This window comes from Brevundimonas sp. AVps5 (assembly GCF_058681515.1).
Genome location: NZ_CM178740.1, coordinates 2,726,448 through 2,749,688 on the forward strand (window position 1 = coordinate 2,726,448; position 23,241 = coordinate 2,749,688).

At 67.0% G+C, this 23,241-nt stretch carries 29 protein-coding genes; 16 read left to right on the forward strand and 13 right to left on the reverse strand.

Features of this window, described 5'->3' with window-relative positions; genetic code table 11:
- Nucleotides 1–18 precede the first annotated feature (18 nt).
- The gene (rpsP, locus tag ACW18A_RS13760; RefSeq protein WP_492022275.1) at nt 19–615 is read left to right on the forward strand and encodes a 30S ribosomal protein S16; all 597 of its coding nucleotides are present in this window, start codon (nt 19–21) and stop codon (nt 613–615) included.
- A gap of 111 nt (nt 616–726) precedes the next feature.
- Complete coding sequence (gene rimM / locus ACW18A_RS13765; protein WP_492022276.1) at nt 727–1,254, forward strand: ribosome maturation factor RimM; 528 nt, start codon at nt 727–729, stop codon at nt 1,252–1,254.
- A gap of 184 nt (nt 1,255–1,438) precedes the next feature.
- Here the strand turns inward: rimM and ACW18A_RS13770 are convergent, their stop codons facing one another.
- Nucleotides 1,439–1,615, reverse strand: a complete 177-nt coding sequence (locus ACW18A_RS13770; RefSeq protein WP_298159296.1) for a YegP family protein — start codon at nt 1,613–1,615, stop codon at nt 1,439–1,441.
- A 168-nt stretch (nt 1,616–1,783) separates the two neighbouring features.
- On the opposite strand from ACW18A_RS13770, the gene ACW18A_RS13775 reads away from it, so the two are divergent.
- Nucleotides 1,784–2,488, forward strand: a complete 705-nt coding sequence (locus tag ACW18A_RS13775; protein ID WP_492022277.1) for a glutathione binding-like protein — start codon at nt 1,784–1,786, stop codon at nt 2,486–2,488.
- A 137-nt stretch (nt 2,489–2,625) separates the two neighbouring features.
- Here ACW18A_RS13775 and dnaA read toward each other — a convergent pair whose 3' ends face one another.
- From dnaA to mutM, 8 genes are all read right to left on the reverse strand, one after another.
- Nucleotides 2,626–4,059, reverse strand: a complete 1,434-nt coding sequence (gene dnaA / locus ACW18A_RS13780) for a chromosomal replication initiator protein DnaA (RefSeq protein ID WP_492022278.1) — start codon at nt 4,057–4,059, stop codon at nt 2,626–2,628.
- A gap of 512 nt (nt 4,060–4,571) precedes the next feature.
- Nucleotides 4,572–4,841: a 30S ribosomal protein S20 gene (gene rpsT / locus ACW18A_RS13785; RefSeq protein WP_298159288.1), complete on the reverse strand. Its 270-nt coding sequence runs from the start codon at nt 4,839–4,841 to the stop codon at nt 4,572–4,574.
- 163 nt (nt 4,842–5,004) lie between these two features.
- Nucleotides 5,005–5,793: an enoyl-CoA hydratase-related protein gene (locus ACW18A_RS13790; RefSeq protein WP_492022279.1), complete on the reverse strand. Its 789-nt coding sequence runs from the start codon at nt 5,791–5,793 to the stop codon at nt 5,005–5,007.
- Nucleotides 5,794–6,010: 217 nt separating this feature from the next.
- Nucleotides 6,011–6,229, reverse strand: a complete 219-nt coding sequence (locus ACW18A_RS13795) for a helix-turn-helix transcriptional regulator (RefSeq protein WP_492022280.1) — start codon at nt 6,227–6,229, stop codon at nt 6,011–6,013.
- Nucleotides 6,226–6,753 (reverse strand): hypothetical protein, encoded by a 528-nt coding sequence (locus ACW18A_RS13800; RefSeq protein WP_492022281.1) that lies wholly within the window; start codon nt 6,751–6,753, stop codon nt 6,226–6,228. Before ACW18A_RS13800 ends, ACW18A_RS13795 begins: the two co-directional genes overlap by 4 nt.
- Nucleotides 6,753–7,241 (reverse strand): hypothetical protein, encoded by a 489-nt coding sequence (locus ACW18A_RS13805; protein WP_492022282.1) that lies wholly within the window; start codon nt 7,239–7,241, stop codon nt 6,753–6,755. Before ACW18A_RS13805 ends, ACW18A_RS13800 begins: the two co-directional genes overlap by 1 nt.
- A gap of 89 nt (nt 7,242–7,330) precedes the next feature.
- The gene (locus ACW18A_RS13810; protein ID WP_492022283.1) at nt 7,331–7,864 is read right to left on the reverse strand and encodes a DUF1697 domain-containing protein; all 534 of its coding nucleotides are present in this window, start codon (nt 7,862–7,864) and stop codon (nt 7,331–7,333) included.
- Complete coding sequence (gene mutM, locus ACW18A_RS13815; protein WP_492022284.1) at nt 7,864–8,727, reverse strand: bifunctional DNA-formamidopyrimidine glycosylase/DNA-(apurinic or apyrimidinic site) lyase; 864 nt, start codon at nt 8,725–8,727, stop codon at nt 7,864–7,866. The genes ACW18A_RS13810 and mutM overlap by 1 nt, the downstream gene beginning before the upstream one ends.
- 179 nt (nt 8,728–8,906) lie before the next feature.
- On the opposite strand from mutM, the gene ACW18A_RS13820 reads away from it, so the two are divergent.
- The 4 genes from ACW18A_RS13820 (at nt 8,907) to ACW18A_RS13835 (ending at nt 11,051) form a co-directional block, all read left to right on the forward strand.
- Nucleotides 8,907–9,734 (forward strand): phosphatase PAP2 family protein, encoded by an 828-nt coding sequence (locus tag ACW18A_RS13820; RefSeq protein WP_492022285.1) that lies wholly within the window; start codon nt 8,907–8,909, stop codon nt 9,732–9,734.
- 19 nt (nt 9,735–9,753) lie between these two features.
- Nucleotides 9,754–10,026, forward strand: a complete 273-nt coding sequence (locus tag ACW18A_RS13825; protein ID WP_492022286.1) for a hypothetical protein — start codon at nt 9,754–9,756, stop codon at nt 10,024–10,026.
- A gap of 88 nt (nt 10,027–10,114) precedes the next feature.
- A complete protein-coding gene (locus tag ACW18A_RS13830; RefSeq protein ID WP_492022287.1) occupies nt 10,115–10,573 on the forward strand; it encodes a hypothetical protein in 459 nt (152 codons plus the stop codon).
- A 22-nt stretch (nt 10,574–10,595) separates the two neighbouring features.
- Complete coding sequence (locus tag ACW18A_RS13835; protein ID WP_492022288.1) at nt 10,596–11,051, forward strand: COG3650 family protein; 456 nt, start codon at nt 10,596–10,598, stop codon at nt 11,049–11,051.
- Between the two features lie 4 nt (nt 11,052–11,055).
- On the opposite strand, the gene ACW18A_RS13840 is transcribed toward ACW18A_RS13835, so the two are convergent.
- Complete coding sequence (locus tag ACW18A_RS13840) at nt 11,056–11,505, reverse strand: hypothetical protein (protein ID WP_492022289.1); 450 nt, start codon at nt 11,503–11,505, stop codon at nt 11,056–11,058.
- Nucleotides 11,506–11,553: 48 nt separating this feature from the next.
- On the opposite strand from ACW18A_RS13840, the gene ACW18A_RS13845 reads away from it, so the two are divergent.
- From ACW18A_RS13845 to ACW18A_RS13855, 3 genes are all read left to right on the forward strand, one after another.
- Nucleotides 11,554–12,660, forward strand: coding sequence for an acyltransferase family protein (locus ACW18A_RS13845; protein ID WP_492022290.1), 1,107 nt, complete (start codon nt 11,554–11,556; stop codon nt 12,658–12,660).
- A gap of 73 nt (nt 12,661–12,733) precedes the next feature.
- Nucleotides 12,734–13,243, forward strand: a complete 510-nt coding sequence (locus tag ACW18A_RS13850) for a CHAP domain-containing protein (protein ID WP_492022291.1) — start codon at nt 12,734–12,736, stop codon at nt 13,241–13,243.
- A 31-nt stretch (nt 13,244–13,274) separates the two neighbouring features.
- Nucleotides 13,275–14,240 carry a magnesium transporter CorA family protein gene (locus tag ACW18A_RS13855; RefSeq protein WP_492022292.1) on the forward strand — a complete coding sequence of 322 codons (966 nt, stop codon included), beginning with the start codon at nt 13,275–13,277 and terminating at the stop codon, nt 14,238–14,240.
- Nucleotides 14,241–14,338: 98 nt separating this feature from the next.
- On the opposite strand, the gene ACW18A_RS13860 is transcribed toward ACW18A_RS13855, so the two are convergent.
- Both ACW18A_RS13860 and ACW18A_RS13865 read right to left on the reverse strand, forming a co-directional pair.
- Nucleotides 14,339–15,202 (reverse strand): lipid A-modifier LpxR family protein, encoded by an 864-nt coding sequence (locus tag ACW18A_RS13860; RefSeq protein ID WP_492022293.1) that lies wholly within the window; start codon nt 15,200–15,202, stop codon nt 14,339–14,341.
- Between the two features lie 200 nt (nt 15,203–15,402).
- The gene (locus ACW18A_RS13865) at nt 15,403–17,295 is read right to left on the reverse strand and encodes a ribonucleoside-diphosphate reductase subunit alpha (RefSeq protein WP_492022294.1); all 1,893 of its coding nucleotides are present in this window, start codon (nt 17,293–17,295) and stop codon (nt 15,403–15,405) included.
- A 259-nt stretch (nt 17,296–17,554) separates the two neighbouring features.
- Between ACW18A_RS13865 and ACW18A_RS13870 the strand changes: the two genes are divergently transcribed.
- A complete protein-coding gene (locus ACW18A_RS13870) occupies nt 17,555–18,319 on the forward strand; it encodes a phosphatase PAP2 family protein (RefSeq protein WP_492022295.1) in 765 nt (254 codons plus the stop codon).
- A 96-nt stretch (nt 18,320–18,415) separates the two neighbouring features.
- Nucleotides 18,416–19,084 (forward strand): hypothetical protein, encoded by a 669-nt coding sequence (locus ACW18A_RS13875; RefSeq protein WP_492022296.1) that lies wholly within the window; start codon nt 18,416–18,418, stop codon nt 19,082–19,084.
- A 262-nt stretch (nt 19,085–19,346) separates the two neighbouring features.
- Here the strand turns inward: ACW18A_RS13875 and ACW18A_RS13880 are convergent, their stop codons facing one another.
- Nucleotides 19,347–19,808, reverse strand: a complete 462-nt coding sequence (locus ACW18A_RS13880) for a hypothetical protein (RefSeq protein WP_492022297.1) — start codon at nt 19,806–19,808, stop codon at nt 19,347–19,349.
- Between the two features lie 242 nt (nt 19,809–20,050).
- Between ACW18A_RS13880 and ACW18A_RS13885 the strand changes: the two genes are divergently transcribed.
- The 4 genes from ACW18A_RS13885 to ACW18A_RS13900 all read left to right on the forward strand — a co-directional run bounded on the left by ACW18A_RS13885 (nt 20,051) and on the right by ACW18A_RS13900 (nt 23,241).
- A complete protein-coding gene (locus tag ACW18A_RS13885; RefSeq protein WP_492024400.1) occupies nt 20,051–20,131 on the forward strand; it encodes a hypothetical protein in 81 nt (26 codons plus the stop codon).
- 200 nt (nt 20,132–20,331) lie between these two features.
- Nucleotides 20,332–22,362 (forward strand): response regulator, encoded by a 2,031-nt coding sequence (locus ACW18A_RS13890; RefSeq protein WP_492022298.1) that lies wholly within the window; start codon nt 20,332–20,334, stop codon nt 22,360–22,362.
- Complete coding sequence (locus ACW18A_RS13895) at nt 22,325–22,654, forward strand: SOS response-associated peptidase family protein (RefSeq protein WP_492022299.1); 330 nt, start codon at nt 22,325–22,327, stop codon at nt 22,652–22,654. Before ACW18A_RS13890 ends, ACW18A_RS13895 begins: the two co-directional genes overlap by 38 nt.
- 89 nt (nt 22,655–22,743) lie before the next feature.
- The gene (locus tag ACW18A_RS13900; RefSeq protein WP_492022300.1) at nt 22,744–23,241 is read left to right on the forward strand and encodes a hypothetical protein; all 498 of its coding nucleotides are present in this window, start codon (nt 22,744–22,746) and stop codon (nt 23,239–23,241) included.

Here is a 23,241-nt window from a genome sequence, read left to right on the forward strand (position 1 = left end):
CGTAGAAAGAAGACTGAAATGCTGAAGATTCGTCTGGCCCGCGGCGGTGCCAAGAAGCGCCCCTACTACTATATCGTCGTTGCCGACTCCCACGCTCCCCGCGACGGCAAGTTCATCGAGCGCGTCGGCACCTACAACCCGATGCTCGCCAAGGACGGCGACAAGCCGCGCGTCACCCTGAAGGCCGACCGGATCTCGGAATGGCTCGGCAAGGGTGCCCAGCCGACCGACCGCGTCGCGCGCTTCATCAGCCAGAGCCAGGACGAAGCCCTGGCCGGCAAGGTCAAGTGGACCCAGTCCAACAACCCGAACAAGGGCGCGCCGGGCAAGAAGGCCCAGGAACGCACTGCCGAGCGCGCCCAGCGCGAAGCCGACCGCGCCGAGGCCGAGGCCGCTGCGAAGATCGAAGCGGCCGAAGCGGCTGTCCGGGCCAAGGAAGAGGCCGCCGCCGCCGCCGAGGCCGCGAAGAATGCGCCGCCGGTTGAAGAGGCTCCTGCTGCTGAAGAAGCCGCCGCTGAAGAGGCTCCGGCCGCTGAAGGCGAAGGCTCCGCCGAAGTCAGCGTCGAAGAGGCTCCGGCTGCGGGCGCTGCTGAAGAAGAAAAGACCGAGGCCTAAGGGTCTCACTGGAGCCCTGACGCAGGTCGGGGTCCGGATGACGGAAGGGCAGTGTTCGGTTCGAACGCTGCCCTTCTGCTATCTGGTGCGAGGATGAACGGAGACGCGGCGATGGCGAACGACCAGAAACTCATCCTCGTGGGCCATGTCGCCGGCGGGTTCGGGGTCAAGGGCGAGGTGCGGATCACGGCCTACACCGCCGACCCGCTGGCGCTGACCGCCTATGGTCCGCTGCTGCGCGGCGACGGCTCGCATGGGCTGACCCTGATCCAGACGCGGGCGACCAAGGACGGCGTCGTCGGGCGGGCGAAAGAGATCGCCACCAAGGAAGAGGCCGACGCCCTTCGCAATCTGAAACTCTATGTCCCGCGCGACGCCTTCCCGGAGCCCGAAGAGGACGAATTCTATCTCGCCGACCTGATCGGCCTGGAGGCCCGCGACGCCGGGGGCGTCGTTCTGGGTACGATCAAGGCGGTGCAGAATTTCGGTGCCGACGACATGCTCGAGATCACCCCGGTCGCGGGCGGCCAGACCTGGTACCTGCCCTTCACCCGGGCGGCCGTGCCGGACCTGCATCTGTCCGACGGCTGGCTGCTGGCGGTGCGTCCCGAGGAAGTCGGGGAGCGCGAACCTGACTAGCAGCGCCCTTCTCCCCTTGCGGGAGAAGGTGGCCGAGCGCAGCGAGGTCGGATGAGGGGTCATGCTGACGCCTGAAGTCAGCGTGACCCCGCCCATCATCCGCCGGCACGACCCCTCATCCGTCAGCCCCCCGATCAAGTCGGAGGACTGCCACCTTCTCCCGCAGGGGGAGAAGGAAAGGAGACTATTCGATCTCGACGGTTTCGGCGTCGCCGACGTATTTCTTGATCGACTCGATCGCGCGCTTGGCACCCGACTTGTCCGAGTAGCCCTCGGTCGAGAAGATGATTTCCGAGTTGTATTTGAACCGGACGCGGAACTCGCCGGCCTTGTCCTTGTAGACTTCGAATTTGTGGGCCATCGGGCGCCTCCTCGTTGGTGAGGCCCGGATAAAGCCCCGCTTCCCGCCGGACGACAACCTGACAATGTCTGACGGCGCACACAGGCGCGTGAGGCGGCGCGGCGGCGCCCTTGCGGCGAGCGGACCGTCACCCGACATGCAGACCATCAGCAACCGACACGGTGTCTTATGACCGACCTCTCCGCCTTCCCGATCACCCGCCAGTATCCGGCCGTCCATCCCGACCGGCTGCAGCTCTATTCCCTGCCGACACCCAACGGGGTGAAGGCCTCGATCATGCTGGAGGAGATCGGCATCCCCTATGAGGTCCACCTGGTGGACATCATGAAGAACGAGACCTGGACGCCCGACTATCTGTCGCTGAACCCCAACGGCAAGATCCCGGCCATCCTCGATCCCGACGGCCCGGGCGGACAGCCGATGGGTCTTTGGGAATCGGGTGCCATCCTCGTCTATCTGGCCGACAAGACCGGCCAGCTTATCCCCACCGATCCCGCCGCCCGCTACGAGACCCTGCAGTGGGTCTTCTGGCAGATGGGAGCCGTGGGCCCGATGATCGGGCAGATGGGATTCTTCCACAAGTTCGCGGGCGCGGCCTATGAGGACAAGCGACCGCGCGACCGGTTCGTGACCGAGGCGAAGCGGCTGCTGGGCGTGCTCGAGGACCGGTTGAAGGACCGCGCCTTCATCATGGGCGACGGCTTCACCATCGCCGACATCGCCCTGATCGGCTGGGTCCGGGCGGTGCCGGGTTTCTACGGGGCCGGCGATCTGGTCGACTGGTCGTCGCTGACGGCCGTCCAGGCGTGGGTCGCGCGGTGCGAGGCCCGTCCGGCCGTGGCACGCGGCCTGAACATCCCCGCCCGTCCCTGATCATCGAACCGGCGGCGGTCACGGATGATGTCCGGGCCGCCGATCCGGGCCACCCGTGAACGGCAGATTGTCCCGGAGGTGAACCGCCGACACCGCCATCTCCACGGCCGGGACCGCCGAAAACGCCAAACGGTCGCCTAACCCCGGAGCTTCCTCGTCAGGGCCTCGACGTCGCGGGCGATCTGGTCGTCCTGGGGCATGAGTTCCTCGATCTTGCGCACGCCGTGCAGGACCGTCGTGTGGTCGCGCCCGCCGAAGCGACGGCCGATATCGGGATAGGACCGGGTCGTGTGCTGTTTGCACAGCCACATGGCGATCTGGCGCGGGCGGGCGACGGCGCGGGTGCGCCGCTCGCTCAGCAGATCGGCCTGCTTCATGTTGAAATGCTCGGCCACCGTCTTCTGGATCTCGTCCACGGTGATGCGGCGCTCGGGTCCGCCGCGCAGGGCCGAGCCGAGCAGGGCCAGGGTCTCTTCGACGCCCAGCGACGACAGCCGCGATCCGGCGGCGGCGGCCAGGGTGTTCACGGCGCCCTCCAGTTCACGCACCGAACCCGGGGTCCGGTCGACGACCTGTTCCAGCACCTCACGCGATGCCTCTCCGGACACCACGCCCATCCTGGCGAAGGCGGCCAGACGGTTCTCGGCCACGGCGATCTTGAGCGCGCGGTCGGCCGGCTCCACCGGACAGGTCAGGCCGGCGGCCAGATGGCTGCGCAGACGCGGCTCGACCTCGGTCAGGGCCATGGGCGGGCGGTCGGCCGAGAGCACGATCCGCTTGCCGTCCTCGATCAGGGCCGTCAGCGTCGACAGCAGTTCCTCTTGCGTGGAGGCCTTGCCGCCCACGAACTGGACGTCGTCCAGCAGCAGCATGTCGGCCGAGCGCAGGCTGTCCTTGAAGGCGGCGGTCGAGCGGTCCTGCATCGCCTTGACGAAGGTCGACAGGAACCGTTCGGCGGTCAGATAGACGACCTTCGCGTCCGGGCGCAGACGCTGCGCCTCCCAGGCGATGGCGTTCAGCAGGTGGGTCTTGCCGTAGCCATAGGGGCCGCAGAAGAAGATCGGGTTGAAATGGCCGTCGGCCCAGCTGGCCGTCTGGCGCGCGATGGCCAGGGCGAAGGCGTTGCCCTGACCCTCGACGAAGCTGTCGAAGGTCAGACGTTCCTGCAGGCCCGCCGCGCGCACGGCGCGGGCGCCGTCGGTCACGGGTCCGACCGTCGGAGAAAAGGCGGTCGGCGCCACCGGTGTCTCCCCCTGGGCTCCCGACAGGGCCTGGAGGGCCACGGACGAGGCCATGGACGAGGCAGGAGGGGCCGAGGTCACCTCGGCGCGGCAACGCACCTCCAGACGACGCGACAGGCCGTCCAGGCCCAGCCACAGCTCGTTCAGACGGCGAAGCGCATTCTTGCGTACCCAGTCGCGGGCATAGCCGGTCGGGGTCACCAGGATCAGCTGGCCGGCTCCGTCCATCCGCACCGCCGAGGGCGCGATATAGGAGCTGAACGGTCCGTCGCCGATTTCGGCCCGGAGCCTCAGCGAGGCCTCGTTCCAGATCCGGTCCGGGTCCGTCATGTTCGCCAACGCCAAGCCCCCCATCGTCGTTACACCCGCCTTGAATTGGTCATGCCGCACCGGAACCTTCTGTTCCGAAGTCCACGCCGGGTCGGTCGATCCAGGGACGCGTTCTCCTGACCTCCGAAGCGTGAGCTTCGAAAGCGGGGGCGACCTCGCGGACAGACGTCTCCCGCCGGCGCAGGGATTCGCCCCCGCTCCGTCTTCATCCGTGTGGGGATGGAAGTGCGTTAGAGCCCAAAACTTACGCTCGACGGGGCACGGGTCAACGCTGATTCGCGAGCCGATTCGCAGTTAAATTGTTTGACTCCGCTAAAGCCAAATCAGGCCTAGGAAAATGCCGATTTCGCCTGTTCGGCGAGCGCGATTCTCCCAGTGAACACTTATCCGCACACGGCGAAACGGCGAGTAAGCTTGAGCTTACTCGCCGTTGAAATCGTTCGATTTACATATGACAGAGGCGTGAAGGGCCTCCGGGAACCGCCTGGGTACGTAGTCTTACCTAGAGGGTTTTATGCCGCAGACATCTTCTTCAGCTGGGCATGCAAACGGCTCACCTTGCGCGAGCCCGTGTTCTTGTGAACCACGCCCTTGGTGACGGCGCGCATCAGCTCGGACTGGGCCTCGACAAAGGCCCCCTGGGCGGCGGCGGCGTCACCCCCGGTCACGGCTTCCTGGAATTTGCGCAGGAAGGTGCGGACGCGCGTGCGGCGCGACTTGTTCACTTCGGTACGCGCGGCGATCTTGCGGATCGCTTTCTTGGCGCCGGGATTGTTGGCCATCGTCAAACCTATCAACGGAAACGCCGCAGACACCCGTCCACGGCGCGGAAAATCTTCAAGAGCGGGCGGCTATAGCGGAAGGGGTCGCAGGGGTCAACGCGAGTCTGGACGGCCGCGACGGATCAGCAGGATTTGCGTCATGACGGCCCGGGCGCGCTTCATGTCACCGCCCCGTGAATACCGGCTGCCGCTTCTCGACGAAGGCGGCCATCCCCTCCTTTTGATCCTCGAAGGCGAACAGGGAGTGGAACAGGCGGCGTTCGAACTGGACGCCCTGGGTCAGGGTCGTTTCGAGGGCGGCGTTGACCATCTCCTTGTTGGCCATGACGGCCAGGGGGCTCTGGGAGGCGATCTTCGCGGCGATCTTGCGGACCTCGTCCAGCAGGGTCTCATGCGGGAAGACGCGGCTGGCGAGGCCGGCGCGCTCGGCCTCGACCGCGTCCATCATCCGGGCGGTCAGGACCATGTCCATGGCCTTGGACTTGCCGACCAGACGCGTCAGCCGCTGCGAACCACCGATGCCGGGCGCGACGCCGAGGTTGATCTCGGGCTGGCCGAACTTCGCCTTGTCACTGGCGACGATGAAGTCGCACAGCATGGCCAGCTCGCAGCCGCCGCCGAGGGCGAAACCGTTGACCGCCGCGATGATCGGCTTGCGGAAACGGGTGATGCGGTCGTGGCCGAGGGCGAAATAATTGCCCTTGTACATGTCGGCATAGGACTGATCCGCCATCTCCTTGATGTCGGCGCCGGCGGCGAAGGCCTTGTCGCCCGATCCGGTCAGGATCAGGCAGCGGACCGTATCGTCATGTTCGACGGCATCCAGAAAGTCGGCGAGATCCCTGAACAGGGCCGAGTTCAGGGCGTTCAACGCCTCGGGCCGGTTCAGGGTCACCACGGCATATCCGTCGGCGTGCCGCTCGATCAGCAGGGTGGCGTAGGTGTCGGACATGGTGCGGTCTCCAAACAGTCCCGTCGTCTTATCCATCCCGCGGTGCCTGAGAAAGCCCTGCCTCTCCCGGTGGGAGAGGGCTTGAGCGCCCGGGAGCGAAGCGATCGGCTTCGCGCGAAAGGGTGAGGGTCGAGCGCCAGGGGGACGCGGGTCAGATCCGCCCCTCATCCGTCTCGCTGCGCTCGCCACCTTCTCCCAACGGGAGAAGGAACGCCGTTCACCCCTCCCACTGGAACACCTCGGTCACGGGCACCCCGAACACGGCGGCGATACGGAAGGCCGCTTCCAGGCTGGGTGAGTATTTGCCCTGTTCCATGGCCACGATGGTCTGGCGCGTCATGCCGATCCGGGCGGCCAGATCGGCCTGGGTCATCTCGCCGGCATGGAAGCGCAGCTCGCGGATGCGGTTCCGGATCGGGGGCGGGCCTTTGGTCAACGGCCGCGCCTGAGCAGGGCGAGTTCAGCAACGGCCCGGAAAACCGAACTGACGACCAACGCCAGCAACATCCAGTGGGAAGCGTCCCAGATCATGTTCGCCATCCACACACCCGGCAGGACCTGGTTTGGCTGCGGATCGGACGCCCCGCGGAAGATGCCCTCAAAAAAACTGCCAAGCCCGGCAATCTGGACAAAGGCAAAGATGAGATAAAGCCAGAGGAGGGTGAAAGCCCAGGCACCGGCGCGGTGGCGGGCCGCCCGTTCGCGCTCGTCCCGTGCGTTGCGCTCGGCCTTCGGGGTCAGAAACCTTGTCGCGAGCGCGAGGGCGATGGACACGAGGATCGAGAGAAACAGACAGAGGATGAGAGTTATCATAGTTTCATGGATGAAACCGGTTGGCCAGATTCCGTCCGACCACATACCCCGCTGCGGCCAGGCGGTTCTGACCCAGAGGAGATAGCCGCCCCATATCGCGAGGGAGGCGCACAACTGTCCCCAGACCAGCTTCTCCCGGAACGACATCAGCGCAACCCCCGCAGCAGGGCCAGGTTGAAGACATAGCGGATCAGCTCCGACACGATCACCGCGCCCATCAGCAGGTTGGCCGCGAAGATCAGGGCGTTGGTCGGGGTCATCAGCAGGGCGACGGGCCCCGGCGCGGCAGCGTTCGCGAAGCCCAGCAGATAGGCGGCGATGGCCAGGCTGAAGACGATGGCGATCAGGGCCATCAGGGAGACGTGGCTGGCCTTCAGCGAGGCGACCAGTTCCCGCTCATCCCGCGCCTCGCGCTCGGCGCGCCGGGTGGTCGCCGTCGCGAGCAGGGTGAGCCCCACCTCCAGCACGACCACAACGACCAGACAGCCGATGAACAACCCGCCCGTCGCGAAGGCGAAGCCCGGATCGGTCAGCCCGCCCCCGGCGATCGTCTGGACCAGACGCCAGCCGTAGAAGCCCCATACGCCGACGGTGGCGACGATGCTGATCCAGAGATGTTTTTCGCGAAACGACATGACAGGTCCCCGGCCGCAGCAGGCGGCCCGGTTCGATGTCGCACGATGCGGACATCGTGTCTATTATTTTTTACATTAAGTCCAAACGATCAGACACTCACCATCTCTCCCAGCTTCCGGATCGTGTTCCAGTTCCGCCCGGTGCCCATGCCGAGCATCTTCGGCGTCGCCTTCCTGAAGATACCGCTTTCGCCCTGACCGTTCGGGAACCAGAAATAGAGCACGTTGTCTCTCGCCTCGACCGCCTCGCCGCCCTCGGCGAGGACGCGACAGGCCTCGAGCGCCCCGGCCCTGATCCCGTCCTTCATGACCATGGCGACCATCTTGGACGGATGCCCGGCGGCCTCGTTCGAAAAGGGGTTGGCGGCGATCAGCCCGGCCCACTGCTCCGGCGTGCGAACCATGGCGGCGACCCTGACGCCGAAGCGGCCCTCCATCTCGCGCTCGATATCCGTCTCGAGCCCGGCCGGTTCGCGGTCGCTTTCGACCACCAGATTGCCGCTGGCCAGAAGCGTGCGTGGGTTCTTCAGCCCCATCGCCTCGGCCATGGCGCGCTGCTCCCCGACCGGAGCGCGGACGCCGCCGGTATTCATGCCGCGAAACAGGATGATGCGGTGGGTCATCAGCGCCTCTGGCAGGAGGGACAGTAGAAGGTCGACCGGCCGGCCTGGACGACGCGTTTGACGACGCCGGCGCAGCCTTCGCCGAGGCAGGGCTGGCCCTCGCGGCCATAGACGTCGAACCGGTGCTGGAAATAGCCCTGGCCGCCGTCGGCGTTGGCGAAATCCTTCAGCGTCGAGCCGCCCGCCGCGATGGCGTCGCCGAGGACATCGCGGATCACGGACGCCAGCGTCTCCAGCCGGGCCTTGGAGATCTTTCCCGCCGCGATCACGGGCGAGATGCGCGCCCGGTACAGGGCCTCGCAGACATAGATATTGCCCAGGCCCGCGACGTTGCGCTGATCCAGCAGGCTGACCTTGATGGACTGTGTCTTGCCGTCGAAGACCTCGGCCAGATGGGTGCCGGAGAAGCCGTTGCCCAGAGGTTCCGGCCCCATGCCGATGAACCAGGGATGGATCTCGACCTGATCGGCGGGGATCAGGCCCATGAAACCGAACCGGCGGGCGTCAGCGAACCCCACCCGCGTGGCGCGGCCATCCTTGAGGGCGCAGAAGCTCATATGCTCGTGTTTGCCGGCGATCGGGGCCGGCTCCACGAACTCGGCCAGCTGTTCGCCGTCGACGGTGAACCGGCCGGTCATGCCCAGATGGGCGACCCAGGTTTCGCCCGTCGACAGTGCCGCCAACAGATATTTGGCCCGCCGGTCGATGCGTTCGACGGTCGCGCCTTCCAGCCGCTCGACGAACCGGTCGGGGAAGGGAAAGCGCAGATCCGGCCGATTCTGTCGCACCCTCGTCAGCCGCGCCCCGACCAGGACCGGCTCCAGGCCGCGTCGGACCGTCTCGACCTCGGGAAGTTCAGGCATGTCCCCGTCTAGCCTGTCGTCCGATCCGGGTGAAGCCGGACGGCCGACGCCATAAACCATGCGGCCACGGACGGGTCGACATGCGCCCGACGCCGAACTGCCGCCGAAAGCCCATGTTTCCGTGACGCTGCCGCCGCACGCTTCAGTCATCCTCGTCCCACGGCTCGATTGGGGGATCGATGACGGACGTCACAGCCATCGGCGGACGGGGTCGGCGCGCGCGTCGCCTGTTCAACATCCACGCCCTGCGGCGGGGCGCGACGCGGTTGCGGCTGTCGCTGGCCTCGGGCCTGCGCGCCGACGAACCCGTGACCGTGGCCTTTGTGGCGGCCGTTGTCCTGTCGTTGTATTTCGCCCTTCTGCCCGGCGTCGACATGGCGGTCAGCGCCCTGTTCTACAGTCCGGGCGCGGGCTTCGCCCTGGCCGACAATCCGGTCCTGAAGGGGCTGCGCAAGTCCTCGACCTGGGTGCTCGGACTGATGCTGCTGGGCCTGATCGGCGAGATCGTCCTGGCTCTGCGTCGAAAACCGCGCCGTCTCACGGGCTGGGGTCGTCGCGCCGCCGTGCTGCTGATCGGCCTGGTCATCGCCTCGGGCTTTCTGGTCAACGGCGTGCTGAAATCGATGTGGGGTCGCGCCCGGCCGATCCAGATCGAGGACTTCGGCGGCGACGCCGACTTCACCCGCGCCTGGCAGGTCTCGGACAATTGCCTGTCCAACTGCTCCTTCGTCTCGGGCGAAGGATCGTCCGCCGCCTGGATGGTGGCCGTGGTGGTTCTGATGGTTCCGGCCCCGTGGCGTCGCTGGGCCCTGCCCGCCGTCCTGGCCTATGCCGCAGCCCTGTCGATCAACCGGATCGCGTTCGGCGGCCATTTCCTGTCAGACATCCTGCTGTCGTGGGCGCTCACCGGCCTGGTCATCGCCGCCCTGCACCGGCTCGCGCTCGACTGTCCCCGGGCAGCGCGTCAAATCCGCCGGGCCCGCCGCCGGAGCGGCATGCCGGCCTGAGACCTGCTACAGGTCGGCCATGTCCGGTCCTGTCCAGCGTTTCTTCATCCACACCCTGATCGCCCTCGTCCTCTCGGCGGCGGCGACCTGGGGGCTGGGCCTGTTCTGGGTCGCCATCGGCGGGGGTGCCCTGCCGCTGCACGGCTGGATCGCCATGGCGCTCGGGGTCGCGGGGACGGTCGGCCTGACCTGGGTCCTCATGGCCCTGGCCTTCAAGTCGCACCGCGAGGGCTGGGACGAGCGGGTCGATAACAGCCTGGATCCCGGCAGGGACGAACCGGAGGTCTATTAGACAGACGCCGACCGTATGGTAGCCGCACAGGCTTGACCATCCGCGACCGGGCTGCGTTTCTGCCTCACCGTCCTTCTGGAGCTGACCCATGCGCGCCTTCATCGCCTCCGCCCTTGTTCTGATCCTGGCCGCCTGTTCGCCCGCCGCCGAGCCGGCGAAGTCCCAGACGGAAACCGTGTCGGCAGCAGCGGCCACAAGCCAGCTGGGCGCAATAGACCTGACCCAGCCGGTCCGGGCGTCCGGGACCGAGCCGTTCTGGACTATCGATATCGCCGACGGCGTCATGACCTATCGGGACATGGAGGATTTCGGCGGCGACATCACGACCCCGCGCACCGGCCCGGCCACCCCGGTCGTGACCGGCGACACCGCCGTCTACGCCGTGACGCTCAGCGACGGAAAGACCCTGACACTGACGCTGACGGCAACCGAATGCCCCGACATCGGCGAGGAGACGCGCGCCCTGACCTCCAGCCTGGCCATCCCGGGCTGGATCACGCAACAGGCCTGCGCCGACGCCCGCACCGCCTATCCGCCCGAGGCCTGATCGACCCAAGGAGTTCAACGTCATGCGTCTGTTCCGCGCCGGCCTGCCGATCCCGGTTCTCGTCCTCGGCCTGACCCTCGCCGGCTGTTCCGATCCGGCACCGACCGGTCCAGAGGCCCCGCCGGCCCCGGCCCCCGCGGTGCTCGGCGGCGTCGATCTGAACCAGCCGCTGCGGGCCCTGGGCACAGAGCCCTTCTGGGCCGTCGAGATCACGCCACAGGACCTGACCTATACGGCCGTCGACGCCGTCGAGGTTCGTGCCTCCAGCCCTGGCCCGACGATCCAGGGCACCACGGCCGTCTATGCCGCCGCCGCGCCCGACGGCACGGCCCTGGTGGTCACCCTGATCGCGACGGAATGCTCGGACGGCATGAGCGACCGGATCTACCCCCTGACCGCGCGGGTCGAGCTGGGGCCGCAGACCCTGAACGGCTGCGCCGCCTCGGTGGCCTTCCTGAACAGCCAGCCGGCGCCCTGATGGTCTAGCTGTCCCCCAGAAGCGGCCCGACGCCCGGCACGCTGCGCACGGCCTCGCCCAGCAGATCCCGCCCGGTCGCGGCCCGGACTCGCTCGCGCGCGGCAGGCAGGAGGCGTTTCAGCGCGGCCTTGTCCACGCCCTCGTCCCTGAGCCGGTCCAGCAGCCCCATAGCCTCGGCCACGGCCGCGCCCGACACGCCTCCGGCCGAGGCCATGATCCCTCCAAACAGGCTGCGCCTCGGCCGTTCGGCGGCCCTGGACCGCGCCGCCGCCTCCGCTCCGTCCACGGCGGCGTAGAGAGCCGCCAGGGCTTCGCGCCCCGCATGGCGATCCAGCAGGCCCAGGGCCCCCGTCAGGGCGGCCCGGGCCTGGGCCCCGGTCAGGCCCGAATCGGCCGCCGCTGCGGCGGTGACGGCGTCGAAGGTCAGGGTCGGGGTCACGTCTGCATTTTTCATGGGGAGGATTTAACAGTTCTGGAACCGGGTCGGCTGCATATGGGAGGAATGACCCAACTGGAAGCGCCCGCGGACCTCCGCCCCCTGACCGCGCTGCGTTTCGGCGCCGCCATCTGGGTGGCCCTGTTCGCCTTCTGGCCGGACCTCGACGTCAGCTGGATGCCGAACCTGGTGGCCAAGGGCTATCTGGGCGTCGAACTGTTCTTCGTCCTCTCGGGCTTCATCCTGTGCCACGTCTATCTGGCGGCCCATGGCGAGAAGCGGTTCAGTTATGGGTCCTTCCTGTGGGCCCGGATCGCGCGGGTCTACCCGTTACATATCGCCACCTTGGTCGGGGTCGGCGTGCTGGCGTTCGGTGCCGTCGCGGCGGGCCTCAGCATCAACGGCAACATTCTCAGCTGGGCGTCCCTGCCCGCCAACGTCCTGATGGTTCACGCCTGGGGCTTCGCGCCCGTGGCCGGCTGGAACCATCCGTCCTGGTCGATCTCGGCGGAGTGGTTCGCCTATCTCAGCTTCCCCGCCTTCGCCTTCGTCGCCTGGCGTCTGCGCGAGCGGCCGATCGCCGCAGTCATCGGTGCCGTAGCCTTCCTGGTCGGCCTCTACATCGTCTTCCAGATGCTGGCCGGCTTCCCCCTGACCCAGGCCACCATCCTGTGGGGCGCGTTGCGGATCGTCCCCTGCTTCGCCCTCGGCTGCGCCCTCTATCTGATGCATCGCAAGATCAGCCTGCCGCGTCCCGGCTGGATCGCCGCCGGGGCCGCCGGGGCCATCGCCGTCGCCGGATCGCTGTCGGCCCCTGACGCCCTGATCGTGCCCCTTTGCGGCGCCCTGATCCTGGCCCTGGCCTCGCTCCCCAACGCACGGGCCGGATGGCTGGCGTCGAAGCCCGCCGTCTATCTCGGGGAGATCAGCTACTCGGTCTATATGGTCGTGGTGCCGTGGAAACTGCTGGCCGTGAATGCGGCGTCGAAGCTCACGGGCGGGGGCGACAAGCTTCAACTTTTTGTGTGGCTGGGCGTGGTCCTGACCCTGCCGGTCGTCGCGGCGGTATCCTATCACCTCGTCGAATTCCCCGCCCGGCGGGCGCTCCGCGGCATCGCGCAAAGGCGCGCGGCGCGGGCACAGGCGCGCACAGGCGGGGCACAGCTCGCCTGAAAAGGGGCTTTTACCCCACGCTAACTATCGTCTAGGGATAGTGCCGGGCGTAACAGTCGGAAACAATTCGAACATGACGAAACGGATCACCGCCGCTCTGGTTGCCGCTTGCCTGGGCTTTTTCGCCCTGTCTCCCGCTCCTGCCAAGGCCGACGATCCGTACTGGCAGTGCGTGACGTTCGCCCGCATGTTCTCGGGTATCAACATCTTCGGCGATGCCTGGACCTGGTGGAATCAGGCCGTTGACCGCTTCCGCACCGGCCGTGCGCCGGAGACCGGCTCGGTCCTGGTGTTCCGTCCCGAAGGCCGGATGAGCCGGGGCCATGTCGCTGTCGTTTCCGACATTCTGACCGACCGGGTCATCCGCGTGACCCACGCCAACTGGGGCGGCAGCCGCGGCCGCGTCGAGGAGAACGTCACCGTCGTCGACGTCTCGGGCCAGAACGACTGGAGCCAGGTGAAGGTCTGGTACAATCCGATCCGCGACCTGGGCTCGACCGTCTATCCGACCTATGGCTTCATCTATAACGGCGCCCGCGACGCCTATGACACCGCGAACGCGACCCACACGGCCCAGAACTAGCCGACCCAGCCCCACAACCGGGACCGCCCGAATGATCCGCCTCTATCGTTCGGGCTGCGCCGCCTGCGAGGCGGCCGAGATCGACGTCATCGGCGGCTGGGACATGCCCGCCGACACCCTCTGGATCGACCTGATCGACCCCACGCACGGCGAGGACGCCGCAGTCGAGAAGGCGCTCGGCCTCTCCATTCCCACACGCGCCGAGATGAGCGAACTTGAGGCCTCCAGCCGGCTTTACCGTGAGGGCGGCGCCACCTATGTGACCGCCGACATCCTGCATCGCGGCGACGACGACCTGCCCGCGATTGACCCTGTGACCTTCGTCCTGACCAGCGGACCGATGGTCACCATCCGCTATTTCGACCCCCGCCCCTTTACCATGTTCACCGACAAGCTCGAGCGTGAGCCGGCCCTGTGCAGCACCGGGGCCGACATGTTCCTGAACCTGATGGAGGCAATCATCGACCGCGCCTCCGACGTCCTGTCAGGCCTGACCGGCACGGTCGAGGGTGTCGGAACCCGCGTCTTCTCCGAAGCAAGGGGCGTCGGATTCAAACATCTGGTGACCCGGCTGGGCCGGGCGCACATGGCCAATGCCCGGATCGAACACAGCCTGGCCGGCCTGTCGCGGGTCTTCGCCTTTGTCGCCGTCGACGACTGGTTCGAAGCCGCGGGCGAACCGCGCGAGCATCTGCGCTCGCTCAGCCGCGACGCCACCAGCCTCATCGCCCACAATCAGGCCGTCGCCTCCGGGATCAATTTCCAGCTTTCGGCGGCGCTGGGCCTGATCAACATCGAGCAGTCGTCGATCTTCAAGATGTTTTCCATCTTCACGGCGGTGCTGATGCCACCGACCCTGATCGGGGCGATCTACGGCATGAATTTCGAACATATGCCGGAGCTTCGCTGGATGGGCGGCTATCCGATGGCCCTGGGCCTGATGGCGATCTCGGCTCTGGTGCCGCTGCTGTATTTCCGGCGGAGGGGCTGGATATAGAAGAGGCAGTAGGCAGTAGGCAGTAGGCAAGGATTCGGCGCGTCAGCGGGCAAGGGCGCTTCCCTATTCCCTGCTGCCTAAGCCCTACTGCCTCTCTCCTACCACTCCGGCTTGATCGACAGCTGGAAGGCGACGAGGCCTTCGGAAACGTCGTTGTCGATGCCGTGGCCGGCGTGCATGCCCTCGGCCTCGATCTCGCGATAGACGAGGCCGAACGAGCCCTGCATGTCCCCCCGGCGCATGGCCACGCCGACCGAGGCGTCGCCGAGGAAGGATCCGCTGTCGCGGCTGTAGCCGGAGCGGGCGTATTCCCCGTCCCGGGTCCGCGCGAAATTGTAGCCCACGGCCGTGCCGGATCCGGCGGCATAGATATACCAGCGGGCCCGTTCGCCGAACGCGGCCGCGCCTTCCGGCAGGATGCGGTCCGCCGTCGAACCGATCCGCAGGGTGGCGCCGGCCTCGGCAGTGCCGCCCCGGTCGCCCGCGCCGATCCCGACATGTGGCGTCAGCGTCACCTCAAGGCCGGAGGCCGTATAGCCGTGCGCCGTGGTCCAGCCTCGCGTGTAGCTGACCTCATAGCCGTCGGCATCGATCATCGCCGGATCCATCGGCGTCGGCGGGACCGGCGAGCCGTCGGCGCGGCGCAGTTCGCCCCGGGTTCGCAGTCGCAGGCGATCGCTGAATCCCTCACCCTCGCGCCAGATGTCGCGCGTCGTTGTGGCAGCGAAAGGATTTTGCGCCTCGATCGGCACATAGTCGGTCGCGAATTCCAGGACGGGCCCGAATTCGCGGCCCGCGGCCACGTTGAAACCAGCCTGGCGGTTCAACCGGGCCGTGATGTTGGCGGAGGTTTCCTGCTCGGCGTCGGACCAGTTCTGGTTCACCCACGTCTGGGCGCTCGCCGGAACGGCCACGGCCGCCAGTGCGATTACGCTCAGAACAAGTGACCTCAGGTAGATCAACGGTCCCCTCACAGTCCGTTAACAGGCTTCACCCTGCACTGGAATCTCGTCAGGTCCAACCGCGTTTTTGCGACACCTTCCCGACATGATCGCCCAACGCGACTTTGACCGCGAAGGTTCCCCCGGCAGGGGTATGAGGAAGGATAAGGCCCTCCGGACCTAGACCATCGGTGCGATTTGTGGGCCCTCCCGCCCCCGGATCACTGGCAGGCCAGGCACTCTTCGTAGTCGGTCGGGGCGGCCGAGAAGAGATCGGGCTGGTTGGGATCGACCTCGGCCTCGACCTTGTCCTCGGCACCGGCGAAGGCGGCGCGCTGCACCGACTTGGAACGCAGATAGTAGAGCGATTTCACGCCCTTCTCCCAGGCGGACCAGTGCAGCATGTGCAGGTCCCATTTGTTGACGTCGCCCGGGATGAACAGGTTGATCGACTGCGCCTGACAGATTTCCGGCGAGCGGTCGGCCGACAGTTCGACGACCCAGCGCTGGTCCAGTTCGAAGGCGGTCTTGAAGATCCCCTTCTCGTCGTCGTTCAGCATGGTCAGGTGCTGGACCGAACCTTCATGCTCCAGGATCGAGTTCCACACTGCCTCGATGTTGGCGCCGTAGCCTTCCAGCAGTTTCTCAAGATACGGGTTCTTGACCGCGAAGGAGCCCGACAGGGTCTTGTGGGTGTAGATGTTGGCCGGGATCGGCTCGATGCCCGCCGAGGTCCCGCCGCAGATGATCGAGATCGAGGCGGTCGGTGCGATGGCCAGCTTGTGCGAGAACCGCTCCATGATGCCGCGTTCGGCGGCGTCCTCGCAGGCGCCCTTTTCCTCGGCCAGTTTGACGCTCGCCTTGTCGGCCTCGCGACGCAGGTGCTTGAACAGCCGCATGTTCCACGACTTGGCCATGGCCGATTCAAAGGCCACGCCCTGGGCCTGCAGGAAGGAGTGGAAGCCCATCAGGCCCAGACCCACCGAACGCTCGCGCTTGGCCGAATAGACGGCGGCGGCCATTTCCGGCGGGGCGCGGGTGATGAAGTCCTCCAGGACATTGTCCAGGAAGCGCATGACGTCCTCGATGAAACGGGGCTCCTCGCGCCACTCCAGGAACATCTCGGCATTGACCGACGACAGGCAGCAGACCGCGGTGCGATCGATGCCCAGGTGGTCGGGCCCCGTGTGCAGCATGATCTCGCTGCACAGGTTCGACTGTTTCACCTTCAGCCCCAGCTCGCGCTGGTGGCGGGGCATCTGGCGGTTCACCGTGTCGGAGAAGATCAGATAGGGCTCGCCGGTCTGCAGCCGGATCTCGAGGATCTTCTGCCACAGCGAGCGGGCATCGACCGTACGCAGGACCTCGTCGTTCTTGGGCGAGCGCAGGCCGAACTGGGCCCCGGCCTTCACGGCCTCCATGAACTCGTCGGTGATGTTCAGGCCGTGATGCAGGTTCAGGGACTTGCGGTTGAAGTCACCCGACGGTTTGCGGATCTCCAGGAACTCCTCGATTTCCGGGTGATGGACGTCGAGATAGACCGCCGCCGAACCGCGACGCAGCGACCCCTGCGAGATCGCCAGCGTCAGGGAATCCATCACGCGGATGAAGGGGATGATGCCGCTGGTCTGACCGGCACCCTTGACCTTCTCGCCGATGGAGCGGACGCCGCCCCAGTAGGTCCCGATGCCGCCGCCGTTGGAGGCCAGGGAGACATTCTCGTTCCAGACGCGCTGGATACCGTCCAGGCTGTCCTGCACAGAGTTCAGGAAGCAGGAGATCGGAAGGCCACGCTTGGCGCCCCCGTTGGACAGCACCGGCGTCGAGGGCATGAACCACAGCTTCGACATATAGTCATAGACACGCTGGGCGTGGTCCGCGTCGTCGGCATAGGCCGTGGCGACGCGCGCGAACATGTCCTGATAGCTTTCGCCGGCCAGCAGATAGCGATCTTCCAGCGTCTTCTTGCCGAAGTCCGTCAGGAGGTCGTCGCGGGTCCGGTCGAGTTCGAGGCTGCGCACCACGGTCAGATGGGGCTTCTCAGAGCTCGGCGCAGCCTTGAGGGCCTCGAATTCCACTGTCTTCAACGCTTCGCCACCAGCCATAATCGTCATCGCCCTGAACAAAAATCGAAGTGAAGCCGCCCGCGTCCGAACCACTGCATCTAGTGGCCGAAGCGCTCCCCGAACCAACATATGGGGCGCAGATGCCTAACCAACCGTCAACGGGCTTGACGGCTGAATTCGTCTCGAATCGCTTCGGGACGGGGGATGAGCCTGTGCAAAAGCCGCGACGGCCGTGCGACGCAGCGCTATGACACGATTCACGAAGCCGTGATCAGGAACGGCTCCCCGGCCTGGCAGTTAGCGAGCGATGCAATCTTCCGATCTCGTCACTTTTCTGCGCCGCGCGCTCACCGTGGCGCGGGCCGAATTCGCCGCCCTCGGCGCCCTTGCCGTCGTCACCCTGGGGATCATGACCTTCGTCGAGATCGCCGATGACATGACCCAGGCGGACGGCCAGGCCTTCGACCAGAGCGTCCTGCACTGGATGCAGCCGGTCGCAGGACAGCCCCGGGGGCCCTGGTGGCTGCATGAGGCGGCGACCGACATCACCTCCCTCGGCGGGATCGCCGTCCTGACCCTGTTCGCCGTCGTCGCCCTGGGCATGCTCCTGATCCTCAGGAAGCGGTTGTCGGCCCTGCTGCTGGTCGTGGGCCTGGCCGGGGGCTACGGCCTCAGCGAAGGCCTGAAGGCCTTGTTCGGACGCGAACGCCCGCCGGCCGCCTTCCAGGCGGTCGAGACGCTGAACGCCAGCTTCCCGTCCGGTCACGCCCTGCTGTCGACGGTCTTCTACCTCACGGTCGCGGTGATGATGACGCGCGCCTTCCCGAAACGGCGGCTCAAGGCCTATGTGCTCGGCGTCGGCATGGTCTTCGCCCTGATGATCGGCCTGACCCGCGTCTATCTCGGTGCCCACTGGGCCTCGGACGTCATGGCCGGCTGGTGCGTCGGCGCGGCCTGGGCCATGGCGCTGTGGCTGGTCAGCTATGCCGTCGAACGCCGGCAGAAACGGCACCACGCCCACCTCGTCGACGACCCGCCCGCGGCCCGCAAAACAGCGGTCGACGAGGGCTGAGATTTCACTAGGTCCGCTCTCGCCAAAAGAGTTAATATCCACGCTAGCCGACCGCCGGGGGCCCGCCCGTCCCCGTCTCTGCGGCAGGAGGCTTCGATGATCAGCCTGATGTTCGCCCTGCTCGCCGGCCCGGCCCTGGTCGAGCCGCAGGCCGTCCAGGCCACGCTACAGTCCTGCGCCCTCGAGAACGGCCGCTATGTCTGCCGCTACGCCGTACCCGACATCGTCATCGTGCCCGTCCCCGGAACCGACATCGTCGCCGATGCACCCGCAGTCGTCCTGGGCAGTGGATCGGGGCCGGAAGCGGCCTCGCCCGAGACCCTGACGCTGACGCCGACCGTCGCCATCCCCCCCGCGCCTCCGGTCGTGCCGCCGGTGGTCGCCGATCCCGGCCCGATCCAGCCGATCGACACCGGCGTCCTGACCGAGCGTGAGGCGCGACTGGTCTCCCGCTGCGCCGACGCCGGCTGGGTGTCCCTGTGCCTGCCCGACGACCGCCGCGCTGCCCGCACCCTGAGTGAAAAGCAGACCGCCTATCTGGCCGTCCGCCGCGAGGTCACCCGGCTGCTGGGCGCCGATGACTGCGACGCCGCAGTCAAGGCCGCCCTCGACGGCGGCTATCTCGGCCTGGCCCGCGAAGCGCGCGACTATTGCAGCGTGCCGGGGGCGGGCACTTCGACGGATCCCGGCCTGGCAGCGATCGCCGTTCCGGCGACGCTCGAAGCGGACACTGCCACCAAGGCCGACGAAGCCGCCGAGGACTAGCCGCCTTGCCTCTCGTCATCCTCCGGCCGATCGAAGATCGGACCGGGGGAGGCGCACGCGAGCGCGAACCTGTCGCGGACACCTGCGGCGTCCGCAATCGTGCCTGAACAGATCGCCTTCGGCGCCGCTGGGTCCCCCGGTCTCGCTTCGCTCGCCGAAGGATGACGAAAGGAAGCAAAACGAACCCGACGTTTCCGCTCCGCCATAGAAAAAGAGCCCCGGCGTTTCCGCCGGGGCCCTTCGTCATTTCAGCCTGACCGGATCAGTGACCCGGGCTGGCCGGGGTGCAGACGGTGCCGTCGGCGCAGTCCGAGAAGTGGACTTCAGGCGGCTCGACCAGGATTTCCGACGGCCGGACGTGAACTTCCGGACGCTGGACGTAGATCTGGGCCGGCGCGATGCGGATCGGCGGCGCGTCGACATAGACCGGAGGTCCGTCGATGTAGATGGTCGGGCCGGCGACGTTGATCGGGCGACCGATCACGCGAACGCCCGGCGAAGCGACGTGAATGGCCGGGCCCGGATGATTGATCGGCGGGCCCCAGCCGCCCGGTCCCGGCCAGCCGGCACCGCCGCCGGTCCAGGGGCCGTAGAAGTCAACGACGCGCGTGCACGAGCAGGGCACATCGCCGTAGTGCGGTGCTTCGGGACAGCCATGGCCGTCCGCCGGCGCCGCGGCGCCGGAGATCAGCATGGCGGCCACGATCGAAGTAATCGGATCCATGGTCAGCTCCCCTCAAGTCCTTGCGAGACCTCGCTATTTCCCCTCACAGGCGAACCCTGAAAAGGCGGGCGAGCCGCGTAACCAGCGTTATATTAACCATTTCGACCTGTCTACCATCCACCGTCGCGCTGGCCTCACGGTGTTGCCACCACCTACACGCACCGCCCGGATCGGGACGCCTCCTCGACCCTTTTCTGATCCCGGTCGCACGCGTCTCCCTGGCCGAAATCGGGGACAGGACGTTGCTGCTGGCCCTCGCCCTGGCGGCGACTTGGCGGCGACCGGCCCCTGTTGTGCCCGGCATTCTGACGGACCCTGGCTGACGTCCGGCGCGACTAAGGGCAATTACGGATCGTCCGACCACCAATACATTAACCCTCTCATGCCATGACCAGTTGATGGCGTGGCAGGGAAAACGCTGATGCAAGGTCGCTGGCGGGTTTTCCGCCATGAAACAGGACGCGAGGCAGGCCCCCCGGCCTGGGCCTATGTGGCGCTGTTCTGCGCAAGCCTCCTCATAGGCATGTGGAGCACGGAAAAGTTCGACGCCGTCGTCATATGGCCCGCCAACGGCATCCTGCTTGCCGCCTTCCTCCAGCTGCATCGCAGGAAGGCGCTCGCCGTCCTGGCCGTCTGTTTCGCGATCAATCTCGTCAGCAACGTCGTGCGCGGCGACCCGATGCCCTTCCTGTGGCTCAACGCCGTCCTGAACATGACCCAGGTCGTGATCGCCGGCGTCCTGGCCCGCCGGCTCTGTGGCGCGGCCCTGGACCTGCGACGTCCGCGCCGGCTCGCCCTCTTCGCCGTCGCCGCCGTGACCCCCGCGGTCCTGTTCTGTACGTTCGTCATCGTCGGCGTGGCGGCCGTGCTGCGTGACTATTCGACGGCCCTCTACGTCTTCACCGCGGCGCGCCTTTTCGCGATGGAGGCCCTGGGCCTGCTGATCATCACCCCGACCCTGCTCCTGCTGGCGCGCCACCACCGGTTCGCCGACCCCAGCGAGGTCGCGAACGGGAAAGAGACCTTCGCCCTGTTCAGCCTGCTGACCGCCACAACCCTGGTCGTCTTCTTTCAGTCCAGCCTGCCGATCTCCTATCTGATCGTCCCCCCGCTTCTGCTGCTGGTCTTCCGCGTCTCGACGACGGGTTCGGCCCTTGCCATCCTGCTGGTGACCGTGATCGGCGGTTTCGCCACCGTCACCGGCCACGGCCCCGTCACGCTCCAGCGGCTCGCCGAAGATCCGGAGCTGGCGAACGTCCCCGACCTGGTGCGCCAGCTGAATGTCTTTTACGGCTTCCTGCTGACCCTGATCGTTGTCGCCCTGCCGATCTCGACGATCGTGTCCGAACGCCGACGCATGGTCCTGCGGCTGCAGACGCGCACGCTTGCCGCCCAGGCAGCGCGACGTCAGGCCGAAGCCGCCGATGCCGCGAAGTCGCGCTTCCTGGCCCTGATGAGCCACGAGATGCGGACCCCCCTTCATGGGGTGGTCGGTTATGCCGAGATCCTGTCTCGCCGATCGGGCCTGCCCCGGGAGGTCCGTCATCAGGTCGAGGAGATCCAACAGTCGGGTGCGGCCCTGCTCACCCTGGTCGAGGACCTGCTGGAGGTCTCGCACGGTGACGTCATCGGTGGCCTCGAGACGATCGACCCCGCCGGTCTGCTGGCCCAGGTCGCGGCCGCAAGCCGCGATGCCGCCGCCTCCAGACGCCTGCCCATTCACATCCGCGTCCTGCCGGGCGCCGAGGCACCGCTGATGGCCGATCGGCGCCGCCTGCGCCAGATCCTGCATCGGCTGGTGTCCAACGCCGTCAAGTTCACGGCCGTGGGCGAGATCGTGGTCAGCGTCGCGCGGGAAGGGCCCCTGACCGTGTTCAGGGTCGCCGACACCGGCCCCGGCGTCCATCCCGACCTGATCCCGACGCTGTTCGACGCCTTCGTCCAGGCCGATGACTCCATCAGCCGCGCTCACGTCGGCTGCGGCATCGGCCTGGCCGTCGCGCGTCGTCTCACCGGCGCCATGGGCGGCCGGATCGATCTGGAGACCACCTCGCCCGGCGGCTCGACCTTCGTCGTCCGCCTGCCCCTGCCTCTGGCGGACGAGGACGGGACCGCCGTGGCCTTCGATCCCGCTGTCGCCGGTACCGATGGCGCGGCCCGGGTGCTGATCGTCGACGACCATCCGACCAACCGCGAACTGGCCCGGCTGATGCTGGCTCCGCTGGGTTGCGAAATTTTCGAGGCCGTCGACGGAATCGAGGCGGTGGAGATGGCCTCGGCCGCGCCGTTCGACCTGATCCTGATGGACGTGCGGATGCCGCGCATGGACGGCCTGGCCGCGACCCAGGCGATCCGCGGTCTGGGCGGCGAATGCGCCCGCACTCCGATCCTGGCCGTCACCGCCGACGCCATGCCGGAGGACGCGGCCCGTTGCACCGCCGCCGGCATGAACGGCCACGTCGCCAAGCCCCTGACCCACGCCAGCCTGTTCGCCGCCATCGATGCCGTGATGGCGGGTGCCCGGGACACGGAGACCGTCGAGGAAGCGGCCTGACCGCTACGCCTCGGTCGGCGCCGTCGCCGACGAGGCGCTGACCTTCTTCGCCGGGGTCTGGACGCCCCACGCCTGCGTCCGGAAGATCAAGACCGGCTGGGAGGCGTTCGACGCCTTTGCCTTCCTGACGACCGATGCCGCCGAACCGGTGAAGACCTGGCACCGCAAGGCCATGCCGGTGATCCTGACCACGGAGGAGGAGCGTGATGTCTGGATGCGCGCCCCCTGGGACGAGGCGAAGGCGCTGCAGCGGCCGTTGCCGGATGGGTTGCTGGAGGTCGTCGGAGCCTGAAGATCAGCGAAGCGGCCCATAGTGCCGGGTCACCGCTACACGGCCGGCTCCGACTCCACAACCGCCGATCAGCGTGTCAAGTTCCCACCATGACCAGAGACGAGATTCATCGACAGATCAAATCTGCAGAGGGCGCACGGATCCAGGCCGTCCTCGGGTCTGTCGGCGCGCTGCCCGCCGGCGCTTTGGTTTTCGGCGAAAGCGCCACGATGATCGCACCCGGCGCTCCGTTCTACTGCGCCGCAGTCTTCTTCACCGTGGGAGCCTACCTTCACTGGCTTTACCTCGACGCCAGCTTCCACATGGCGGATGACAGCGGTGTTGCCGAGAAAAGCACGCAGCAGCAGGCTTGGCTTCACCGGCTCTTCCCGTCGAGCGACTACCACCAGACGATGATTTACGTTTACGGCGGGTTGAGCCTTTTAGCGACGCTGGGAGGGGCCGCAGGTGTCTATGGCGGGATACGGACCGGCGTTGCGTCCCCTTGGGGTTTCGCTGGTTCTCTCGCGGTTCTGATCGTCGTCTTCGCTGACGTTTTCCATAGCAATCTGCGCCGCAACAAAATGGTCGATTCAGACCCTTTCTAG

Bases quoted from the DNA above. Each gene is read 5' to 3' on its own strand.
- rpsP (WP_492022275.1), top strand. From the start codon at position 19: ATGCTGAAGATTCGTCTGGCCCGCGGCGGTGCCAAGAAGCGCCCCTAC.
- rimM (WP_492022276.1), top strand. From the start codon at position 727: ATGGCGAACGACCAGAAACTCATCCTCGTGGGCCATGTCGCCGGCGGG.
- ACW18A_RS13770 (WP_298159296.1), bottom strand. From the start codon at position 1,615: ATGGCCCACAAATTCGAAGTCTACAAGGACAAGGCCGGCGAGTTCCGC.
- ACW18A_RS13775 (WP_492022277.1), top strand. From the start codon at position 1,784: ATGACCGACCTCTCCGCCTTCCCGATCACCCGCCAGTATCCGGCCGTC.
- dnaA (WP_492022278.1), bottom strand. From the start codon at position 4,059: ATGACGGACCCGGACCGGATCTGGAACGAGGCCTCGCTGAGGCTCCGG.
- rpsT (WP_298159288.1), bottom strand. From the start codon at position 4,841: ATGGCCAACAATCCCGGCGCCAAGAAAGCGATCCGCAAGATCGCCGCG.
- ACW18A_RS13790 (WP_492022279.1), bottom strand. From the start codon at position 5,793: ATGTCCGACACCTACGCCACCCTGCTGATCGAGCGGCACGCCGACGGA.
- ACW18A_RS13800 (WP_492022281.1), bottom strand. From the start codon at position 6,753: ATGTCGTTCCGGGAGAAGCTGGTCTGGGGACAGTTGTGCGCCTCCCTC.
- ACW18A_RS13805 (WP_492022282.1), bottom strand. From the start codon at position 7,241: ATGTCGTTTCGCGAAAAACATCTCTGGATCAGCATCGTCGCCACCGTC.
- ACW18A_RS13810 (WP_492022283.1), bottom strand. From the start codon at position 7,864: ATGACCCACCGCATCATCCTGTTTCGCGGCATGAATACCGGCGGCGTC.
- mutM (WP_492022284.1), bottom strand. From the start codon at position 8,727: ATGCCTGAACTTCCCGAGGTCGAGACGGTCCGACGCGGCCTGGAGCCG.
- ACW18A_RS13820 (WP_492022285.1), top strand. From the start codon at position 8,907: ATGACGGACGTCACAGCCATCGGCGGACGGGGTCGGCGCGCGCGTCGC.
- ACW18A_RS13825 (WP_492022286.1), top strand. From the start codon at position 9,754: ATGTCCGGTCCTGTCCAGCGTTTCTTCATCCACACCCTGATCGCCCTC.
- ACW18A_RS13830 (WP_492022287.1), top strand. From the start codon at position 10,115: ATGCGCGCCTTCATCGCCTCCGCCCTTGTTCTGATCCTGGCCGCCTGT.
- ACW18A_RS13835 (WP_492022288.1), top strand. From the start codon at position 10,596: ATGCGTCTGTTCCGCGCCGGCCTGCCGATCCCGGTTCTCGTCCTCGGC.
- ACW18A_RS13840 (WP_492022289.1), bottom strand. From the start codon at position 11,505: ATGAAAAATGCAGACGTGACCCCGACCCTGACCTTCGACGCCGTCACC.
- ACW18A_RS13845 (WP_492022290.1), top strand. From the start codon at position 11,554: ATGACCCAACTGGAAGCGCCCGCGGACCTCCGCCCCCTGACCGCGCTG.
- ACW18A_RS13850 (WP_492022291.1), top strand. From the start codon at position 12,734: ATGACGAAACGGATCACCGCCGCTCTGGTTGCCGCTTGCCTGGGCTTT.
- ACW18A_RS13855 (WP_492022292.1), top strand. From the start codon at position 13,275: ATGATCCGCCTCTATCGTTCGGGCTGCGCCGCCTGCGAGGCGGCCGAG.
- ACW18A_RS13865 (WP_492022294.1), bottom strand. From the start codon at position 17,295: ATGACGATTATGGCTGGTGGCGAAGCGTTGAAGACAGTGGAATTCGAG.
- ACW18A_RS13870 (WP_492022295.1), top strand. From the start codon at position 17,555: ATGCAATCTTCCGATCTCGTCACTTTTCTGCGCCGCGCGCTCACCGTG.
- ACW18A_RS13875 (WP_492022296.1), top strand. From the start codon at position 18,416: ATGATCAGCCTGATGTTCGCCCTGCTCGCCGGCCCGGCCCTGGTCGAG.
- ACW18A_RS13880 (WP_492022297.1), bottom strand. From the start codon at position 19,808: ATGGATCCGATTACTTCGATCGTGGCCGCCATGCTGATCTCCGGCGCC.
- ACW18A_RS13890 (WP_492022298.1), top strand. From the start codon at position 20,332: ATGTGGAGCACGGAAAAGTTCGACGCCGTCGTCATATGGCCCGCCAAC.
- ACW18A_RS13900 (WP_492022300.1), top strand. From the start codon at position 22,744: ATGACCAGAGACGAGATTCATCGACAGATCAAATCTGCAGAGGGCGCA.